Genomic DNA, 16,725 nt, shown 5'->3' with positions numbered 1-16,725 from the left:
AAATGCGGCACACTAGACTATACATCACCTTAATGACTATATTACCTTGGCTTTCATTACCTTTATTAAATAAAAAAACATTTAAACGATTTCTGCCAGGTTCACTATTTATGTGCTTATACCTGATAGCAGAAGGCTCTTTAGCTCAAAAGAGAAAATGGTGGTGGTTTCCGTTTTCAATAAAGCCTAATGTTTTAGCTGAGCTACCATTAATAATTGGACCTTTCTTTATAGGCTCATTATGGGTTTTTAAATACACTTTTGGAAAATTCAACTTATATATCTTTATTAATATCATCATCGACTCTATTTTTACTTACATTGCAATATCTTGGTTTAAAAAAATTGGATATGTGTCTCTTGTAAGACTTACAAAATTCCAGCTTTCTCTTTTATTTTTAGCGAAATCTATTTTTATGTATGGATTTCAGGTACTTTACGAAAAGCTTCTCTACCGAAACCAATTCAATTCTGCTTCTGAGTAGTGAACATCCGTTAAAATTATATTAAAAAAAGTCTTCCCAGTTATTAACAAGGAGGACTTTTTTTGATCAATCTTTATTCATTAATTCTTCTATTAATAACATTGGGTGGCTTCTCCATCCATTTCGAATCATTTTATGCTGTTTCAATCACTAAATCATAAAGATTTGAAAAATGCTCTAAACATACTTGAGCAAATTGTCTAACATCTTGAGGTTAATCACAAATTACAATTTTTTACACTTTTACAAAGCTAGGAAATATCTTCACTCAAAGATAATCACTATAAAATTTAACTCAATGTATCAATCAATTATTTCTTTTACTCGACCAACAATTCCACTTTGAAGCATAACTTTGATACCATGTGGATGAGATGAAGAGTTTGTTAAAATTTTCGCAACAACTCCTTCAGTTAATTTGCCTGTACGCTGATCTTGCTTTTGTACGACATTCACTTTTATACCCGGTTTTATATGTTCTCTTATTGTCCCTGACATAATATCTATCTCCTTTTATGTTTGTAAAATAGACGCATTTCAATTCTAAAAATGCGTCTATAACTGTTTCATTCGAATTTAGATTTTAGATAGTGATATACCCCATCTTCATCACAAGTGTATTCAGTTATCTCTACAGCTAGCTCTTTAATGTGATCTGATGCATTTTTCATTGCAACTGGATATTTTACTAACTTTAACATAGGTATGTCATTGTCACTATCACCGATTGCAAGAGTTTCATCAACTGTCACACCAAATTTCTCTAACATTTGTTGAATGCCAGTTGCTTTGTTTACATTTGCGACCATGACCTCAACATTATGATGAGATGAAATAGATGTAGTGAAATTTATGTCTTTTTTAATTTCATCAAGCTCATCTTTCCACTTATTAATATTCTCTTTTGATTTAGCAAAAAAATAAAATTTAGAGAACTTTTCACCCTCTACCTTTTCTGCCCATTCAATTTCTTCTTTAATCGCTTGTTGCCTTGAAAGCCACTCATTAATTCCAACACTTTCAGGTTTATCCCCACTAATCTCAGCTTCAACATACTCTTGATCTTGCTTTAATGTTACACGAGAAGACCCATACGGAAAAAGCTCATAATATATTTTATGATCTCTTGCTCTTTCTATAATTTTTTCAACTAATTTACGCTCAAGTGAATGTTCAAAAAGAGATTCTTCACCTACATATCCTGACATTCCATTAGATGTAACAACCCCATCTACTTCAAATCCTTCCGGTACGACTCTTTCTATTTCATCAACAGCTCTTCCTGTTGCAATGAAAACATAAATCCCCTTTTTTCTTATCTTATCAATGATTTCCTTTGTATTAACACTCACAAAGTTTTGATGGTTTAAAATGGTCCCATCCATGTCTAAGAAAATGGCTTTTGGCTTGAATTCCATACTGTTCCCCCTCATGCAATTGAGTTATTTGCTTAGTATACACCCAGCGAACAAACTGCTCAAATATATCATCCTATTTCAAGTTTTGTTTATACTATATATAGACTATTGTATTAGAAAAAAGGAGGAGTAAGATGAACTTCAAACATATTACAGTTGCTGGTGGTGGAGTTTTAGGAAGTCAAATTGCTTATCAAACAGCATATAAAGGTTTTCAGGTATTTGTTTATGACATTAATGATGAGGCGACTCAACAAGCCAAAGAAAGAATACTAAAATTAACACAACGTTACCAAGAAGATTTAGGAGCATCTAAGGAAGAAGTGAATGTTGCTTTTGACCGAATTTCGTTTAGCTCTAATTTATCTACAGCTGTGGCAAATGCAGATTTAGTTATTGAAGCCATACCTGAAGTTGTGCAAATTAAAAATGACTTTTACAAAGAACTAGGAAAAGTGGCTCCTGAAAAAACAATTTTTGCAACAAATTCTTCCACACTTTTGCCAAGTATGTTTGCTGAAGCAACTGGGCGACCTGAAAAATTCTTGGCTTTACATTTTGCTAATGAGATTTGGATAAACAACACGGCAGAAATTATGAAACATCCAGGCACGGATATGAATGTATTTCAACAAGTGATTGAATTTGCAGAAGCAATTGAAATGGTTGCTTTACCACTACATAAAGAACAACCAGGCTATATACTGAATTCGTTACTAGTGCCATTGTTGGAGGCTGCTCAGATGCTGCTAGTAAATGAAGTGGCAGATCCAGAAACAATTGATAAAACATGGATGGTCGCAACTGGTTCACCAAAAGGACCATTTGCTATTTTAGATGTTGTTGGAATTAAAACGGCATATAATATTGCACAAGGAAAAGCTGAGGCTACTGGCAGTGAGCAATATACAAAGCTCGCTAAACACCTAAAAGAAGAATATATTGATAAAGGTAAACTTGGTGTTGAGACGGGAGAAGGATTTTTTAAATATACAAAATAACAGCAAAAGAGGTGCCATTTTTTCAGGCACCCTCTTGCTCTATTAATTCCGAACCTGACCTGTACCATAAACAAAAAACTTACTAGATGTTAATGCTTGTAACCCCATAGGGCCTCTGGCATGTAATTTTTGAGTACTGATTCCAATTTCTGCACCATAACCAAATTCAGATCCGTCTGTAAAACGTGTTGAAGCGTTATGGTAAACAGCTGCAGCATCCACTCTATTAAGAAACTTTGTTGCATTTTCCTGTTTTTTTGTCACAATTGCTTCTGAATGATTTGTTCCATATTTATTAATATGAGAAATCGCCTCGTCCACATTTTTTATAACCTTCACACTTACTGATAATGCAAGATATTCTGTATACCAGTCTTCTTCTGTAGCTAGTTTCGCAGAGGTAAAGGCACTTTGAACAGCCTCATCCCCATAAATTTCAACCTCAAGCTCAGCCAACTTTTCTAAAAGATTTTTCCCGTACTGTTCAAACCACTTTTCTTCTATTAAGATTGTTTCGATTGCATTACATACAGACGGACGTTGAGTTTTACCATTCACTACAATGTTTTCAGCCATTTGATAATCAGCAGTTTCATCGATAAACACATGACAGTTTCCAGCGCCTGTTTCTAATACAGGTACGGTTGCTTCTCTCACGACTGTATCAATTAGATTTTTTCCTCCACGTGGAATAAGAACATCTAAATATTCTTTAAGATGAAAAAGCTCTTTTGCTGTTTCTCTACTTGTGTCTTCAATAAGTTGTATCGCATTAATTGGAACATTACTTTTTTCAAGCGCTTTATGAATTGATTTCATTAAGGCTTGATTTGAAAAGCTAGCTGAAGAGCTGCCTCGTAAAATGACTGCATTCCCTGTTTTCAATGTCAACGTAGCTGCATCAACAGTTACATTTGGTCTTGCTTCATAAATCATCCCAATCACACCAATTGGTACTCGATTTTTCTTTATACGCAGACCGTTTTCTTTTTCAATTGTTTCAATCGTTTCGCCAACCGGATCTTTCAGCTCAATTAATAAACGAATTGCCTCAGCCATATCACCGATTCGTTTTTCATTCAACATAATTCTATCTAACACACTATCATTTAATCCATTTTGCTTCCCTGCTTCAAGATCTTTCTTATTTTCTTCAATAATAAAACCTTGATCTAAAATTAGTTGATCGGCAATTTTAGATAATGCTTCATTTTTTTCCTCTGTTGAAATATCAACCAATGCAAAGCTAGCTTCCTTTGCCGCTTTCCCCTTCACTAAAACCTCACCCATTTTTACAACCTCCCTATGCTTTTACCCATTTATTTCTGTGAATAACTACAATAGAAGATAATACATCTTTACTTAGTTCCTCACTTCTTTTTCCCATTGCTGCTTTTAACTCACCTGATGAAAAAAGAACCTCTCCCTTACCAAGTAAGCCATTTGGGCCGACTACTTCAACAACTTCATTTTTTTGAAAAGTCCCTTTAATATCGTAAATACCTGCAGGGAGAAGACTTTTTCCTTTATAAAGCAAGGCATCCTCAGCACCTTTATCAACATAAATGGTACCGGATATTTCAGAATGGAAAGCGATCCATTGACGACTGTTATTAATCGATTGCAATCCATCCTTACCAATGTAAGTACCATTTCCTTGTCCGTCGATAATATCTACAAGCTTGGTTTTCCCTTTACCTAATCCAATAAATACCTGAACACCAAGTGATATCGCTGTTTTGGCTGCCATTAGTTTTGATTTCATTCCACCTGTGCCCACTTTAGAACCTGAGCCACCTGCAGCACTAAGCATCTCATCAGTTACTTCTGATAAAAAGTCTATTCTTTTGGCATCAGGATGTTTAGTAGGGTTTGCATCATACAGTCCGTTAATATCAGTTAAGATAATGAGCTGATCTGCATGGATTAACCCGCTAACGAGTGCGGAAAGCATATCATTGTCACCAAAGGTAAGCTCCTCAACTGAAACCGTATCATTTTCATTAATGATCGGTAATATACCTCGTTCTAACAACTCTGTTAAAGTTGCATAGGCATTTTTATAACGCTCTTGTTTTGAGAAATCTTTTCGAGTAAGAAGAATTTGGGCTGGAACAATGTTAAATTGACTAAATTGCTCAATATAAGATTGAACAAGCAAACTTTGGCCTACAGCTGCAGCAGCTTGTTTTCCCTTTAACGTGGACGGACGAGTTGGGTAACCTAAACGAGCAAAGCCGGCTGCAACTGCACCTGATGAAACTAATAATACCTCATGCCCTTCCTCACGTAATGCTGCGACAGCTTGAACATGATCAGTAAACTTTTCGTGATCAATTTGCCCCTTTGAGTTTGTCAAAGAGCTGCTTCCGATTTTGACAACAATTCGCTTTTTTTCCATGTTCTTCTCCTCCACTTCTCTTCGTTCAATTAGAAAAACTTAGCTTATCACCAATTCCTAATGACGAAAGCATTATCGCACAGAAAATTTTTATACTTTATGATCGTACAAAAAAGCCCCAATCATCCCTATATAATAAGGACGAAAGGAGCTTTGCTTCCGTGGTACCACCTTGATTGGATGTTTTTTCAACATCCCACTTAACCCTATAACGCTAGGGATGCGCCTATGTTTGCACAGGACTCAAGAGGTAGGTTCTGCGGCTTTTCAATATGAAGTCTTTCAGCTACTAAACTTCACTCTCTGAATTGATAAGTCCCCGCATACTGGTCCTCTTTTTATAACGTTCCATTTTATTTTAATTTATTATGCCGAGTATTTTTCGTGGTGTCAAGATTAAGATGAATTATTTATGAGCTGCTCTTGAAGGCTCCAGTTCAATTTTATTCCATTTCCCAAACTTATAATATCCAAAAGCAATCACACTGCTTATCACAAAGCTAAGCCCCATTCCAACGGCAATTCCCTTGTCACCCAGCCATAAGGAGCAAAGATATGAAAGCGGGTATCGTAGTATCCAAAAGGAAATTATATTTAATACAAGTACCTGGAACATGGCGCCTGCAGCCCTCACAATGCCATTTAGGATAAAATTAATACCTAAAAATGGGTAGAAAAAGGCAATGATACGTAAATATTCTTTTCCGAATTGTAAAGCATCTTGTTCATCGATAAAAAGTCTAACTGCCATTTCTGCACAAACAAATACGATTGTACTGATCGCAATCATAATAAACAAATTAAATAAAACACCATATTTTGCTATATCGTGAACACGGCTCCATTTCTTGGCCCCAATATTTTGACCTGTCATACTGTTTACAGCTGTTCCAAGTGCCATTGCCGGCAGCATAATCACACTGTCTAACCGTTGTGCAGCACCAAAGCCTGCTACAACATCACTTCCAAATGAGTTAACAACACTCATGATTGCCATCACACCCGCTGATATGACAGTCATTTGCAATCCTGAAGGTAACCCTAGCTTCATAATCGTTGCCACTTCATCAGCTGTAGGCAACTTAGGAAAAATAAACGGAACTAATCCTCTTTTTATTGCGTCAAAAACACCATATATAAATGAAATCCCCTGAGATAAAATCGTTGCATACGCAGCTCCCTCAATTCCCATATCAAACACATACAAGAAAAGCGGATCTAACACTGCATTTAATATCACAGCAATCATGACATATCGAATCGGTGTTTTACTATCTCCTAATGCTCTTAAAACGGTGCTAATAAAGTTATAACCAAACAGAAAAAGTATTCCAATAAAATTAATTTGGAGATAAGCAGTTGCTTCCGGAATCATTGCCGGTGGTGTCGAAAGCCATGTTAAAATCTTTTCAGATAGAATGAAGCCGATTGTACCCAACAAAGCCGCCATAGCTGTCAAGACAACGATAAAGGCATTAATATAGTTTTTTAATCCTGCTTCATTTTGCTTCCCTTTTTGTTGAGAAAGAATGGTCAATGTAGCATTATTTATGCCGATAATAAACGATAAAATCGTAAAAATGACTGTGCCCGAAACAGCAATCGCACCTAATGCAGTGGCACCGAGTAAATTTCCCACCCATAAGCTGTCGATAAATTGATAAGAAACCTGCAATAAGTTTGTCAGCATAATTGGAAGTGAAAAAATCCATACTTGTTTAACAATATTTCCGTTCGTAAAATCATGCTGTTGCTTCATTATTTACTAACTTCCCCTCGAGAGTGAATATTAGAATACTACTACTATTCACTTTTTGATTGCTTTTATGTTATCACAGACCTTTGTCACCTTGCACAAGGTATGATTTGAGGCTCAAGAGGAAGTTTCGGTTTGAATTTTCACTTTAAGACTATTGAAAAAATGATGAACATCATGTTTATCTTCGATTTTTGGAAGTTTATCTTCGATTATTAAACTTTTATCTTCGATTATTCAAATTTATCTACGATTTTTAAGCTTTTATCTTCGATTACTCAAATTTATCTACGATTTCTTTTTCGGACTCTTATCTTCGATTATGATTTTACTTTTTGCCATCTCTAACAACTTATCCCCCGTTTTTCATTTTATGAATACCAGCTAAAAAACTATCAATTAATAAATGAAGACTATGATCAAGATCAAGAGGTAAACCGAATCCACCCTTATGTTCGAGTGAGGAGAAGCCGTGTAATATACTACGAATACCTCGTACAGCATGGATGACTTCATCATTTTCAAGTCCATACCCATTTAATACTTGAACGGTTAAGTCAACAATTCGTTTCCCTGCTAATTGAATGTCCTGGTCATCTGGATCTGATGCATTTAATGTTAATTCATAAAGTCCTGGGTGTTTACGTGCAAATGCAATATATGCATCGGCCACACTATGAACAGCATCATCCTGTGACCGCCCAATTGCAGCTTCGGCTAGCTTGTTATAGAGTAACTCCATACCATGAACAGCTAATTTTTTTCGAAGTCCTGTTAACCCTTCGATATGATTATATAAGGACGGAGAACGAACATTAAGTTTTTTAGCCAATGTTGCTAGCGTAACGGCCTCTATTCCTTGTTCATCTGCTATTTCTGCTGCAGCTTGTAAAATTGTTTGTAAGTCAAGTCCCATTCTAGGCATTCGTGCATCTCTACCTTTCCATTCTTTCTTAATCTGTTACTAATTTCTTTTCTGCTTGATCAATAGCAAGCTGGATAGATTCTGCTGGATTTTCAATCATTTCACCGTGACCTACGGCAAGTAAACGTGGCTGTAATGCTTTAATCTTTTTCACACTTTCAAGAGCTGTTTCTTTGTGCCATGTAGCCATTGCAGGAAACGGAAAAAACGGACGTATCTGACCACTTACTGCAATTCCTCCTCTAGTTTGAAGGGCATCTCCCGCAATAACTGCTTGATCACGCGTATAAAAAAAGGAAATAGAGCCAGGTGTGTGCCCAGGTGTTGTAATAACAACTAAGGAGCCAATTTGATCTCCTTCCTTTAAAAGCTGTTCAGGAACTAAATTAATATCCTTTGGAATACCACCTTTTATAGGAGCTTGCGGCTCATCTTTATCTATAGATGTGTCACCTCTTAATAATCGGCTGTCACGTTCTGAAACAGAAATAGGTATGTCTGGAAATTGATTTTTCAATTCAACTAAGGAGCCAACATGATCTCCGTGAGCATGTGTTAGCATAATATTTTTAAGTGGCTTACCGATGGTATTAATTATCTTAACAATCCCTTTATAACTATTAGGAAGCCCTGTATCTATTAGTGTAAGGCTTGAACCTTCTTCAATCACATAGCAGTTTACCGGAAAGAAGCCTGGTAAAAACGTTAATTGATAAACATTCCCTATCTTTGTTACCTTCATTACGATCCCTCTCCCTTACTAAATTAGCATTAAAACTAACATTATTAGTTTTATGATAAACTAACTCCATTAGTTTTACAACCATAATTTACTAAATGGATTGAAAAAGGCATATCACTAAAAGTAATATGCCTTCATTAAACATTAAACCCAATAAACCCTTGTTTCATAAGGTCTTAGTTCAAATTTTGATATTGCTTGATGTTGCTTCACTTCATAATTGGAAAGAAGCAATTGATTTGATTCAACATTAAATTCTAGATCTTCTTCCCAAGTTGCTGAGTCTCCCGTAAGGTTTGTGAGAATAACAACTTTTTCATTCTCTAGCGTTCGGGTGTAAGCAAAAATTTGAGAATGATCTTTTAAGATTAAATCATATGCTCCATACGTAAACACATCATTTTCCTTTTTAATCTTGATCATTTTCTTATAAAAATGTAGAACAGATCCTTCGTCTTGTTGTTGTACTTCAACATTAATATGACGGTAGTTTTCATTTACACCAAGCCATGGTGTTCCTGTTGTAAAGCCTGCATTTTGCTCGGAGGACCATTGCATCGGGGTTCTTGAGTTATCACGACTGGATGACCAGATTACTTCCATGATCTCTTCATGCGGAACGCCTTCTTCACGCTTAATTCGGTACATATTTCGATCGGCTACATCGTTATATTCCTCAATCGAGTTGAACTTCACATTTGTCATCCCAATTTCTTGTCCTTGATAAATAAAAGGAGTTCCCTGCATGAGGAAGTACATAGCACCAAGTGCCGTAGCGCTCTCATACCAGTATTCCTTATCATTTCCCCAAGTTGAAACACGGCGTGGCTGGTCATGATTTTCTATAAAAAGAGCATTCCATCCGTTATTTTCGAGAGTTTTTTGCCACTTTGTTAGAACGTTTTTTAACCCTAAAATATCTAAGCTATTTTCTTTTGTTGCGTTCCATAATGATAAATGCTCAAATTGAAACACCATATTGAATTTACCATTTTCCGTTCCAACCCATTGATCTAAATCTTCGTGATCTTCGACTTTGACTCCATTTGCTTCACCAACAGTCATGATGTCATATTTCGAAAACGTTTCTTCTTTTAATTCTTGCAGGTAGGTATGGATGCCTTTAACGTTCATATGCTTATCAAAAGAAGGAACATACTTTAGTCCTTCTGGATTTGGCATATCCTTTAATCCTTCTTCTTTATTAATATGACTAATTGCATCAACACGGAAACCATCTATTCCTTTATCAAGCCACCAGTTGACCATATCGTATAGGGCATGACGAACTTCAGGATTTCTCCAGTTTAAGTCCGGTTGTTTTGTTGAAAAAATATGCATATAATATTGCTCTGTTTTTTCATCATATTCCCATGCTGAACCACTAAAAATACTCTCCCAGTTATTCGGCTCTTTTCCGCCTACACCATCTCTCCAAATATACCAATCACGTTTTTCACTATTTTTAGATGTGCGTGATTCAATAAACCAAGGATGCTCATCACTTGTGTGGTTAATAACTAAATCGATTATTAATTTCATCCCTCGGCTATGAACTTCTTTTAACAACTGATCAAAGTCATCCATCGTTCCGAAGTCTTCCATAATGTCTTGGTAATCACTAATATCATAGCCATTATCATCATTAGGCGATTTATACATTGGGCAAATCCATATAACATCTATTCCTAAATCTTTAATATAATCTAATTTTGAAATCATTCCTTGAAGATCACCAATTCCATCACCATTTGAATCCATAAAGCTTCTAGGATACACCTGGTAGGCAACCGCTTCTTTCCACCATATCTTGTTCATGTTACTTCCTCTCTTATGCGAATTAATTTTAGGCTCATAGTTTTCTGTACTGTTCATTTTCCTAGTTTTTTCTCCATTATCTTGAGGCATACACATTAAATATTATGTGTATGCAGAACTGATCATGTATAAAAGAAAAGGACAAATGATCAAATGTATGTACACATTTCAATACATTGCGATCAATTATCCTTTTTACTAAAAGCTTATTTCTTTTTTTTACATGATTTACGTTCAATAAATTTAGTAGGAATTGTAATTCTTTTCGGCAAAGAATCTGGTTTGTTTATTTTCTCAATTAAACAATTTGTTGCTTCTAGGCCTAGTTGATAAATGCAAATATCAACTGAAGTTAAAGGCGGTTTTGAATGCTCAGAAAGCATTAAATTGTTAAAGCTTATTATAGAGATATCATTTGGAACACTTACATTCATATCCTCTAAATGACTAATCATTTCATATGCAATTAAATCATCTTGGGTCACAAGTGCTGTTGGTGGAGATTCTAAGGACATCAGAAGCCTAATCGCTTCTCTTCCGTTTTCCTTAATATATTCTTCGTGAACCATATATTCTTCATTAAACGGAATATCAGCTTCCTCTAGCGCCAACTTGTATCCATTTAAACGATCAATGGTTACGACAAAATGGAGACTACCTCCAACAAATGCAATATGACGGTGTCCAAGTTCAATTAAATATTTTGTTACTTGTTTTGTTATATAAATATTATCGTTATCAACAAATGAAATTCTTTCCTCATTTTCATAAGGTCTACCCACAACAACAAAAGGGAAATTTGAGTCATGTAAAAATTTCATTGTTTTATCGTTAATTCTTGAATATAGAAGGACAATGCCATCAACACGTCTACCTTGGACCATCGATACAACTTCATTAAAGATTTCGTTTTCATCTGATCCTGTAGACAAATAAATTCCATATTTATTTTCATGTGCGCTTGTACTAATCCCTCTTAATACTTCTGGGAAAAAGGGATTTTGAAAGGCATAATACGCTGAGTTTGGCATAACCACGCCGATTGTTTGAGTACTTTTTGCAACTAAGCTGCGCGCCTGAAAATTTGGATGATATCCTAATTCCTCCATCACTTCTCGAACTCGTTTTTTAGTTTGCTCACTAATACGAGGACTGTTTGCAATAACCCTCGACACAGTTGAAGGAGCTACATTCGCTCGTTTTGCAACATCTTTAATTGTTACGATCATTGCTGCCTCCTTACTAATTGCAGGTGTTAGAAACACCAATTCTTATTTCTATCATAATACGTCGAGAAGGATAATGGAAACGCTTTTCTACTTTCACTTCAATTATTTTACTGCACCTTCAGAAATTCCTTTAATAATTTCACGTTGTGCAAAGAAATACACGATAATAACAGGAATAATCGCAATTGTTAAGCCTGCAAGAGCTAAGTGCCATTGCTTTGTATATTCACCAAAGAAGAAGAACATTTTTAATGGTATTGTTTGAAGTCCTTCTTGATTTATAACTAATGAAGGCAATAGATAATCATTCCAAATGTAAATGATATTTAGAATTGCGACTGTTACAGTGATAGGCTTCAATATTGGGAAAATGATGTACCAGAAAACCTGGAACTTATTGCATCCATCAATTGTTGCAGCTTCATCCAATGATTTAGAAATTCCATTTAATGAACCGTGGAATAAGAAAATCGATAAACTGCTACCAAAACCTAAGTACATGAAGATTAATCCAACTCTGTTTAGCATTTCAATTTGTCCAAATACAGTAACAAGCGGAATCATTACTGACTGGAAAGGAATTAACATTGCCGCTACAAATAGCATAAAAAGAATGGTACTTGTTTTGCTCTTATTTCTTGAAAGTGCATAGGCCGCCATTGATGAAAAAATAATGATAATCGCAACACTAATTACTGTAATAAGTAAAGAGTTGAAAAATGTTTGAATAAAGTCAAGCTCTTCAAAGGCTTGAAAATAGTTAGCAAGTGTAAACTCTTCAGGTAACTTCAATACATCAGTAAAGATTTCTCTCTTTGTTTTTAACGAGTTAACAATCATTAAGTAAAAAGGTGCTAACCAGATAATCCCTAAAACAACACCCAAGATTTCAACAGGAAATTGATATTTACTTCTCATTATACTTCAACCTCCTTCTTCTTGTTCATATACACCTGAGTTAATGAGATGACGGCAACAATAATAAAGAAGACAACTGCTTTTGCTTGAGCGTAAGCCATATCTCTTTCACCAAAAGCTGTTTTAAAAATTTCCATCGCAACCATTTGTGTTGAATTATACGGTCCACCACTTGTTAAGGATAAGTTCTGATCGTATAGCTTAAACGAGTTTGATAGAGTTAAGAACATACTTACTGTAAATGCTGGTGCAACAAGTGGGAAAATAATATATCTGAATCGTTGGAAAGGTCCTGCTCCATCAATCTCAGAAGCCTCAAGTAGCTCACTTGGCAGCCCCTCTAAGTAAGCAATATAAATAATCATGATATACCCTGACATTTGCCAGCTCATTAAAATGACTAATCCCCAGAATCCAGTTTCTGTCGTTGATAACCAGCCTTTTAATGACTCGATACCTAATACATCTCCAATTCCCGCAAAAACCTTAATGAAAATAAACTGCCAGATAAAACCTAAAATTAATCCACCAATTAAGTTAGGCATAAAGAAAATAGTTCTTAAGAATTTACTTGATTTAATTTTTGTCGTTACAATTAACGCTAAACCTAATCCAATAGCATTTGTTAATAAAACAGATACAACGGAAAACTTTGTTGTGAACCAAAGTGATGCTAGAAATTCTTCATCCTTAAAAGCATCAATATAATTTTCAAGTCCAACAAATGAACCAATCTTAATTCCGTTCCAATCCGTAAATGAATAATAAACACCAATTATTAAAGGTATGATAATAACCATTGCCAATGCAAACAGGACAGGTGCTAAGAACAACCAATATGATAGATCCCGAGTACGCATCATGTGAATCCCTCCAACACTTTTTTGCTTTTTTAATGTAGTAGTCAAGCGCTCAATCTATAAGTCGCTCCATAAACGAAGGTTATAAGCACCTTTGTTTATGGAGCAGCTTATAACAAAGCCACTCCTTATATGGACTAATAAAACAAAGTAGCAACAATCTGCTACTTTGCTTTATCCATCTCCACCTTATTCTTTAGATTCTGCCCAAGCTGCTTTTGAATCTTCAACAATCTCTTCCCAAGTAGCTTCTTCAGCTAAATATTTTTGGATATTAGCACCAAGCTCATTTTGACCCCAGTTTGCTGGATAACCCATAAATACCCATCCAATTGTTTTTCCTGCTTCTGCATACTCATAGACTTGTTTTGAAAGTGGATCTGTAATTTTTGAAGCATCGTAGCCTTCATAAGCTGGAACAAATTTGAAATCATTTAGTACAACTTCTTTACCTTCGTCAGATGTATATAACCAATCTAGGAATTTTGTAGCTTCTTCGATTACTTTTTCATCTTTGTTCTTGTTTACAGCCCAGTACATTGGAACTCCTACTGGAATCGCATCTTCTTTGTATCCTGGAACAGGGATAGGTAAGATCCCAACCTTGTTGTTTGCTAGCTCTTCGTCAATTCCAGCAATTGAACCATATACCCAGTTACCTTGTTGAATCATCGCTACTTTTCCAGTAGAGAATAATTCTTCCACTTGTTGAGAATAATCAAGACTTACAACAGGTTGAACCGAGTGTTTATTTTGAAGATCAATAAAGTTTTTCATTGCATCGCCATATTTAAAATCAACTGTTTTTGATTCAAATGCACTTGTTACGTTTCCATCAAATTCTGGAGAAATAAATGCGTTTGATAAGTGTAAACCTGTTACCCAAGTTTCTTTTGCAGGTAACGCAAATACTGCTTCTAAACCTAGGTCTGATTTCTTTTCATCTAAAGTTTTAACAGCTGCTTCTAAAGAAGCCATATCTTTAATATCTGCTGGGTTAATTCCTGCTTTTTCAAAAATTTCAGTGTTATAAATTAGACCATAACCTTCTTGGTTGAATGGTAAGCCTAGTACTTGATCATCTTTTGTTACACCGTCAAGTGTACCTTCAAGTGCCGCACCAGCTGCAGCAGAATCAGTTAAATCAGCTAAGCTATCTTCCCAGTCAATTACGTCAGTAGGACCACCAATATTGAAAATTGCAGGCTCGTCACCAGATGCAAATTTAGATCTTAACGCTGCACCATAATCTTCTCCGCCACCTACAGTTTGGATATTAATTTTCACCCCTGGATTAGCTTCTTGGTATTGCTCTGCTACTGCTTCAAACTGATCCTTGAATTCTACTTTGAATTGGAAAATATCTAGAGTTACTTGATCTCCTTCAGAACCTGATCCTTCATTTCCAGAAGAAGAGTCACTGCCGGAACAACCAGCTAATACAACGCTTACAAGAAATAGAATCGAGAAAAAGCTTAAAAATACTTTTTTACTTCCCATTGTTTTTACCCCCGTTTTATTTATTTGCGCTACTGCGCTGTTTTAGGTGAGGAAACGTTTGCACAAACATTTTAAAAAAAACATAGAGTTTCTTACTTGCAACCTCTTAATCTATTATTCCATAACGAATAATGAGGTTATCAAGAGAATTTATCTATGAAATATTGTGCAACAGTTTGCGAAATCGTTTGCACTAACCTTGCATAAAGAAATATATCATAGATTTTTTATTTGTACAACAAAAAATTATTATTTTTTCTAAGCTCAATTAAAACGCAGACGTTTAATAATTTTCTGAGTTAGGGAATATTACACATTAAGAATGAAAATGAGGAGGAGAACATGGAAAATCTTGATTACATAAAATGCTCTTGTCAATCTGAATATGACACCCTAAAAAAGGTGGTTTTATGTTCACCAGATTTTATGACAATTAAAGAACCAATTAATGAAATCCAAAAAAGGTTTTTAGAAGAGAATATCGACACAAAGCTAGCTCAAAAGCAACATAAAGACTTAGTCAAGACATTAAAAGAAAATGATGTGGAAGTGATTCTACTTCCCCCTAAAAAAGACTTTCCTGAACAGGTTTTCACCCGTGATATTGGATTTGTACTAGGTCATCAAGTTTTTGCGGCAGACATGGCTCATGATGTGAGAAGAGGTGAAGAAACAACATTTATCGATTACCTAGAAAAGGAGCAAGTTACATACACAAATTTGATTGGAGATAAAATCGAAGGTGGCGATGTTTTTATTGATCAAAACACAATTTACGTTGGTGTGAGTAATCGAACAAACGAAAATGCTATTTCACATTTACAAAGCCTGTTACCTACTTTTGACGTTATTGAAGTTCCATTTACAGATAAGTATCTTCACTTAGATTGTGTTTTTAATATCTTATCACCGGAAGATGCTTTAATTTTCCCTAACGAAATAGAAAAGAACAAGGTAGAATTGCTATCATCTCGCTATAACTTAATAGAGGTAAATGAGGAAGAACAAGCAACTTTAGGTACTAATGTTTTATCGATAGGAGAAAAGCGAGTATTGAGTTTACCTATCAATAAAGATGTGAATCAGAAGCTTCGGGAACGAGGTTTTCATGTTATAGAGGTTGATATTACTGAGATTATAAAATCAGGTGGGGCATTTCGCTGTTGCACCCTTCCGTTAATTAGGGAATAAAAAAAGCTTCAGTTCCTTTTTAAAGGAATTGAAGCTTTTTTTGTTACGATTAACATGATGATCGTTTTATTTAGTTACTCTTTCTAATACCGCCGCTGCTGTTGACTCATCAATGATAATCACATCAAGATAGTGACTATTAAGTGCTCCTATAACACTTTCTACTTTTTCCATACCTGTTGCAACACCTATAACAAATTCTTGTCCAATTTTTCCGGTATCGAGACACATATTTGCTCTTTGCACCCTCGCTTGTCCCGATTCTCCTGGTATCCAGACACATATTTGCTCTTTGCACTTTTTCTTGTCCCGATTCTTCCAGTATCCAGACACATATTTGCATTTTGCACCCTTGCTTGTCCCGATTCTTCCGGTATCCAGACACATATTTGCTCCTTTCACCTTTTCTTGTCCCAATTCTTCCAGTATCCAGACACATATTTGCTCTTTGCACCCTTGCTTGTCCCGATTCTTCCAGTAT

General features: G+C 35.4%; 16 protein-coding genes and 1 other annotated feature. Of the genes, 3 read left to right on the top strand and 13 right to left on the bottom strand.

Features of this window, described 5'->3' with window-relative positions; all coding sequences use genetic code 11:
• The first annotated feature begins 2 nt into the window (after positions 1-2).
• Positions 3-485, top strand: coding sequence for a hypothetical protein (locus tag ACEWK1_RS22810; RefSeq protein WP_212137219.1), 483 nt, complete (start codon positions 3-5; stop codon positions 483-485).
• Between the two features lie 303 nt (positions 486-788).
• Here the strand turns inward: ACEWK1_RS22810 and ACEWK1_RS22805 are convergent, their stop codons facing one another.
• Together ACEWK1_RS22805 and ACEWK1_RS22800 are read right to left on the bottom strand one after the other, a co-directional pair.
• On the bottom strand, positions 789-983 hold the full coding sequence (locus tag ACEWK1_RS22805; RefSeq protein WP_121660899.1) for a YwbE family protein: 195 nt from the start codon (positions 981-983) through the stop codon (positions 789-791).
• Positions 984-1,051: 68 nt separating this feature from the next.
• The gene (locus ACEWK1_RS22800) at positions 1,052-1,903 is read right to left on the bottom strand and encodes an HAD family hydrolase (RefSeq protein WP_121660898.1); all 852 of its coding nucleotides are present in this window, start codon (positions 1,901-1,903) and stop codon (positions 1,052-1,054) included.
• 134 nt (positions 1,904-2,037) lie between these two features.
• On the opposite strand from ACEWK1_RS22800, the gene ACEWK1_RS22795 reads away from it, so the two are divergent.
• Complete coding sequence (locus ACEWK1_RS22795) at positions 2,038-2,904, top strand: 3-hydroxyacyl-CoA dehydrogenase (RefSeq protein WP_121660897.1); 867 nt, start codon at positions 2,038-2,040, stop codon at positions 2,902-2,904.
• Between the two features lie 42 nt (positions 2,905-2,946).
• Here ACEWK1_RS22795 and ACEWK1_RS22790 read toward each other — a convergent pair whose 3' ends face one another.
• From ACEWK1_RS22790 to ACEWK1_RS22745, 10 genes are all read right to left on the bottom strand, one after another.
• Complete coding sequence (locus ACEWK1_RS22790; RefSeq protein WP_121660896.1) at positions 2,947-4,194, bottom strand: glutamate-5-semialdehyde dehydrogenase; 1,248 nt, start codon at positions 4,192-4,194, stop codon at positions 2,947-2,949.
• 13 nt (positions 4,195-4,207) lie between these two features.
• Positions 4,208-5,305, bottom strand: coding sequence for a glutamate 5-kinase (proB, locus tag ACEWK1_RS22785; protein WP_212137217.1), 1,098 nt, complete (start codon positions 5,303-5,305; stop codon positions 4,208-4,210).
• 134 nt (positions 5,306-5,439) lie between these two features.
• Positions 5,440-5,656, bottom strand: a binding site (T-box leader).
• A gap of 55 nt (positions 5,657-5,711) precedes the next feature.
• The gene (locus tag ACEWK1_RS22780) at positions 5,712-7,064 is read right to left on the bottom strand and encodes an MATE family efflux transporter (protein ID WP_212137215.1); all 1,353 of its coding nucleotides are present in this window, start codon (positions 7,062-7,064) and stop codon (positions 5,712-5,714) included.
• A 349-nt stretch (positions 7,065-7,413) separates the two neighbouring features.
• A complete protein-coding gene (locus ACEWK1_RS22775) occupies positions 7,414-7,986 on the bottom strand; it encodes a TetR/AcrR family transcriptional regulator (RefSeq protein ID WP_212137213.1) in 573 nt (190 codons plus the stop codon).
• Between the two features lie 28 nt (positions 7,987-8,014).
• Positions 8,015-8,728, bottom strand: a complete 714-nt coding sequence (locus ACEWK1_RS22770) for an MBL fold metallo-hydrolase (RefSeq protein WP_212137211.1) — start codon at positions 8,726-8,728, stop codon at positions 8,015-8,017.
• 144 nt (positions 8,729-8,872) lie between these two features.
• Entirely contained in the window at positions 8,873-10,546 is a 1,674-nt protein-coding gene (locus tag ACEWK1_RS22765) for a glycoside hydrolase family 13 protein (RefSeq protein ID WP_212137209.1), read from the bottom strand.
• A 206-nt stretch (positions 10,547-10,752) separates the two neighbouring features.
• Positions 10,753-11,775 (bottom strand): LacI family DNA-binding transcriptional regulator, encoded by a 1,023-nt coding sequence (locus ACEWK1_RS22760; RefSeq protein WP_212137207.1) that lies wholly within the window; start codon positions 11,773-11,775, stop codon positions 10,753-10,755.
• A 102-nt stretch (positions 11,776-11,877) separates the two neighbouring features.
• Entirely contained in the window at positions 11,878-12,693 is an 816-nt protein-coding gene (locus tag ACEWK1_RS22755; RefSeq protein WP_121660889.1) for a carbohydrate ABC transporter permease, read from the bottom strand.
• The gene (locus tag ACEWK1_RS22750; protein WP_212137457.1) at positions 12,693-13,553 is read right to left on the bottom strand and encodes a carbohydrate ABC transporter permease; all 861 of its coding nucleotides are present in this window, start codon (positions 13,551-13,553) and stop codon (positions 12,693-12,695) included. Before ACEWK1_RS22750 ends, ACEWK1_RS22755 begins: the two co-directional genes overlap by 1 nt.
• 189 nt (positions 13,554-13,742) lie before the next feature.
• Positions 13,743-15,053: an ABC transporter substrate-binding protein gene (locus ACEWK1_RS22745; protein WP_212137205.1), complete on the bottom strand. Its 1,311-nt coding sequence runs from the start codon at positions 15,051-15,053 to the stop codon at positions 13,743-13,745.
• Positions 15,054-15,395: 342 nt separating this feature from the next.
• Here ACEWK1_RS22745 and ACEWK1_RS22740 point away from each other — a divergent pair, with 342 nt between their 5' ends.
• Positions 15,396-16,244, top strand: a complete 849-nt coding sequence (locus tag ACEWK1_RS22740) for a dimethylarginine dimethylaminohydrolase family protein (protein ID WP_121660887.1) — start codon at positions 15,396-15,398, stop codon at positions 16,242-16,244.
• A gap of 66 nt (positions 16,245-16,310) precedes the next feature.
• Here ACEWK1_RS22740 and ACEWK1_RS22735 read toward each other — a convergent pair.
• Positions 16,311-16,725: sugar-binding domain-containing protein (locus tag ACEWK1_RS22735; protein WP_416636693.1), on the bottom strand; the 415-nt coding region annotated here is incomplete at its 5' end.

This window comes from Metabacillus sp. YM-086 (assembly GCF_048059995.1).
In the GTDB taxonomy this organism is placed as follows: Bacteria; Bacillota; Bacilli; order Bacillales; family Bacillaceae; genus Metabacillus; species Metabacillus litoralis_B.
This window is presented reverse-complemented; position numbering and strand designations above follow the sequence as displayed.